Origin of the sequence: Thermovirga sp. (genome assembly GCA_012523215.1) — a bacterium.
In the GTDB taxonomy this organism is placed as follows: Bacteria; Synergistota; Synergistia; order Synergistales; family Thermovirgaceae; genus 58-81.
Window position 1 is genome coordinate 1 of record JAAYIZ010000031.1, and the last position, 3,690, is coordinate 3,690.

General features: G+C 58.5%; 3 protein-coding genes. 1 reads left to right on the forward strand and 2 read right to left on the reverse strand.

What is annotated here, in order from left to right; genetic code table 11:
• Positions 1-92: 92 nt before the first annotated feature.
• Complete coding sequence (locus GX108_01060) at positions 93-527, forward strand: hypothetical protein (GenBank protein NLO55639.1); 435 nt, start codon at positions 93-95, stop codon at positions 525-527.
• On the opposite strand, the gene GX108_01065 is transcribed toward GX108_01060, so the two are convergent.
• Together GX108_01065 and GX108_01070 are read right to left on the reverse strand one after the other, a co-directional pair.
• Positions 524-1,105, reverse strand: coding sequence for an HDIG domain-containing protein (locus GX108_01065; protein ID NLO55640.1), 582 nt, complete (start codon positions 1,103-1,105; stop codon positions 524-526). The genes GX108_01060 and GX108_01065 overlap by 4 nt on opposite strands.
• Before the next feature lie 53 nt (positions 1,106-1,158).
• A partial coding sequence (locus GX108_01070; protein ID NLO55641.1) for an AAA family ATPase occupies positions 1,159-3,690 on the reverse strand: 2,532 nt, incomplete at its 5' end.

Consider the following 3,690-nt stretch of genomic DNA (forward strand, 5'->3'; position numbering starts at 1 on the left):
CTACATGAGACGATAGCACGAATCCCGAAAAGTGTGACTGGGAGGGCAAAACGATGAAAGGAAAGAGTTCCGTCCTTCTCGCGTAGCTGATGATGTCCCTGTCGGTGGTATCGGGGATCATCTTTCTGCGATACCGAGACGTAAACAACCAGAACAGGGTTTTACGGGAAGCGCTTCGAGAAGTCACCGATGAGATCCAAAGGATAAAGGATGAAGGACCTGTCGAGGGCTCGCCCTTAGGCGCCCCCCAGCCGGACTGGGTGAGGCTGAAAAAAGAGGGAAGGCCCGATCCGAGATACTGGCTGGTTGAGGACCTCCTGGTGAGAGAAGATCTTATCCCCTGGGAGGGGATCCACGGCGGCGCCATGAAGATCTACGACCCTTCCCTCGTATGGTTCGCCGGGCCCAAGTGGTGCATCGCCTGGGCGGAGGACGGGCATATCGGGGGCTTCATGCTCCTGCGTTTTGAAGAAGGGGATGGCGGGAAGCCCCGATGGCGGCTCCTGGATTCGACGTTAGCGGACTAATCCTCTTCCCCAAGGCCGATTTCCTTCTCTATAGGCCTGAGGGCTTCTATCACGCCCTCCACAAGTCCCTCCAGGGGTTTTCCCAGCAGGGCCGTACCTTTTTCGATAACTTCCCTGTTGACACCCCTGGCGAAAGCCCTGTCCTTCCACTTTTTCTTGACGGACTTGACGGTCAAATCCTGGAGAGATTTCCCCGGCCTGACTAGCGCCACCGCGGTGACGAAGCCGGTCAGTTCATCGACGGCATACAGGTATTTTTCCATTAGAGAGAGAGGCTCCACATCGGAACAGATACCCCAACCATGGGCCAGTACGGCCCTCACGATATTATCGGGGTACCCCGCTTCTCTCAGCCAGGAGGCCCCCAGGTGAGTGTGCCTGGATGGTTCGTCGATGGTGGTCTCCCAGTCGATATCATGAACTAGCCCGGCGAGGCCCCATTCCTCCTCATCTCCTCCGTTCGCCCGGGCAAAAAACCTCATGGCGGCCTCCACGGCAAGAGCATGACGAATGTGACCAATCTGGCTGTTATGCTTCCGCAAAAGAGCCATTGCTTCCTCTCTGTCCACCTTTTTCATGTTTCGCAGCCTCCTCCTTGAGTCTAAAAATGTAAATGATAAACCGGATCACATCACAAAGCGGCGTGAAGGTCCAGCAAGGCAGGGTCGACGGGGTCGGCCAGCATTTTCCTGATCCCGCTGTTCTGTGCGATGAGTTCCTCCAGTTTCCCGGATAGAATAGCGGAAGCAGGCTTCAACTGCGCCTGGATGACTCTGGCCTCGTCGATCTTCCCCAGGGCCACCAGGGATACGCCCAGGGAGAAGACAGGACCGGGATGCCTCAGGGCGGACACGCTCTTCCTGAAACCATCCCTTGCCGCCGACCAGTCCCCCAGGTGGGCTTCCGAGATCGCCGCCAGGTAACCGGCCTCCTCGAGGGGTCTCCTGGTTTGCCTTTCCCACATGAAGGGTCCCTTTCCACAATCCACGGCCATCCTGCCCAATCTTTTGACCCCCTCCCAGTCCTTCATGGCCGCCCGGGCCGAACAAAGCATGGCTTTCGCATCGCTCCCCATGCCCTGGGCCGGGAGGTCCGAGAGAGTATCCGTCGCCCGGTGGTCACCCGACAAAGCCTCCACAACTCCCTTTATAAGACGGATGTAGGGATTTAAAAGATCTTTCCACAGAAGACTTCTTGCGCCGAACAGATCTTTCCTCGCCATGAGGAGACGGCCTAGCCAGAAAATCCTGGGGCTTTCCATTTCGGGATCCTCGGAGGGCGTCAAGAGATAACTTTCCGCCTCCTGCCATCGCTCATCTTCGATCAGGGACCGGGCCAGCCAGAAGGAAGCCCGCGAATCGCCCGCTAGGCTGCCGGCTTCGGCGAAAAAATCCAGGGCTTCATTGAAACGGCCCGAAGCGGCTGAAAGGGAAGCCAGCCTCCTGGCGCAAAGTGACCGCTCCTCTCCGCCCAGGCCCGTTTCCCAGGCTTTACGGTAAAGTAACTCGGCCCCTGCCAGGTCGCCCTTGTCATCGGCTGCCATGGCCAGCCTGATACCGGCCTCTCCCGTGGGGTCCTCCTCAAGGATATCCCGGAAGATTTCCTCGGCCCTTTCCTTCTCACCCACCTGTTCAAGCAGTTGAGCGAGCCTTCGCCAATCCCCGGTATTCCTGGGTTCAAGTTCAAGGGCTATATCCAGTGAGGCGGCCGCTTCCCGGATTCTTTCCGAGGCTTCGTGGATCACCGACATGAGCCGGTGGGCTACAGGCTCATCGGGAATACGGACGATGGAACCCATCACTATCTCCCCGGCGGAGTCCAGCGCTTCCTTATTCCCCGTGGCGATCAGGGCCTCAGTGAAGAGCAGTTTTGACTTATCTGGATTTCCATAGGCGAAAAATAGCGCATCCTTAAGGGCGGGGGCGCTACTCGCCCATCGTGATTGATCCCAGGGAAGATCTCTCAGGATAGCAGGAGGCAGCTTCCCACCGGTTGAGGACACACCCGCCATGAATGAATCTGTCGCCCCCCGAAAATCACCGGCTAAAAACTTCGCGGCTGAAAGCGCCAAGAGGATGTCAGGTGAAGCTGGATCGGTCGATGAAGCCAGGCCAAGCATCGAGGAAGCCACCGGGAGATCTCCGGCCCAGAGGGCGGAGAGCCCCCGATAATAGGAACCCGCCGAGGGTTCACTCATCGTCGAGAAGACCTCCCAGGACCTTTCCCTGTCGCCGATTGTATACAACGCTCTTCCCAGGAGGGCTCTATATTCCGGCGAAAGGTCCTTTTCCACAACTTCCAGGGCCGATACCACATCGGACCACATCCCCGCCCTGGCGCAGATAGAAGCGAAGGAGGATCTCAACCCGGGGTCAAGGGGGGCTCGGTACATCTCCTTGCGAGCAGCCTCGAGGGAAGAAAGCAGCTCCGTATCGGGCGGCCCGAGGTCGAGCGCAGTGATGACCTTCATGTCCCATCGGGATACCTTTCTCCGGGTCTGAAGTCTCCTGGAAAGCTCGCCCTTGGCCTGGTCCAGGAGGTTCCTGACCTCCCTGGCGTTGCTGAAATCGCGGTGGGTCACCCTTTCATTCATTATTCGCAGGAACTTCCCGGCGGCTTCGTCGGAAAGTTCGAGATCCTCCGCGGCAGCCATTAAAAGCATGATATCAAGCAGTTCACTCGGAGAATAGTCGGGAAAATCCAGGTGAAAGGGTACCCTGCCCCTGAGGCCCGGGGCGTTCTCGAACAGGGCATCCATCTCCGAGGGGTAACCGGCGAAGATCACTATCAAGACATCGCGGTAATCCTCCATGCTCTTGGTGATGACTTCCAGGGCTCTCATCCCGGGATCGGAGCTCTCCCCGGACCCCAGGAGGCTGTAGGCTTCGTCCACGAAGAGCACGCCGTCCAAGGCACTCCTGATGGCCCTGCCGGTCTTGATCTCTGTCTCACCCGGTGTCGAGCCGAGGAGCCTGGCCCTGTCCACCTCGACTACGTCACCCACCCGGAGTAGACCGTACCGGTGGAAAATACCGCCTATCAACCTCGCGACAGTGGTCTTGCCGGTCCCAGGATTGCCCCTGAAGCAGAAGTGAAAGGATTGAAGCCTCAGTTCGCCGAGATCGCCGCTCCGGCGGTGCTGGTTGAGCCAGAGGACGGCCTC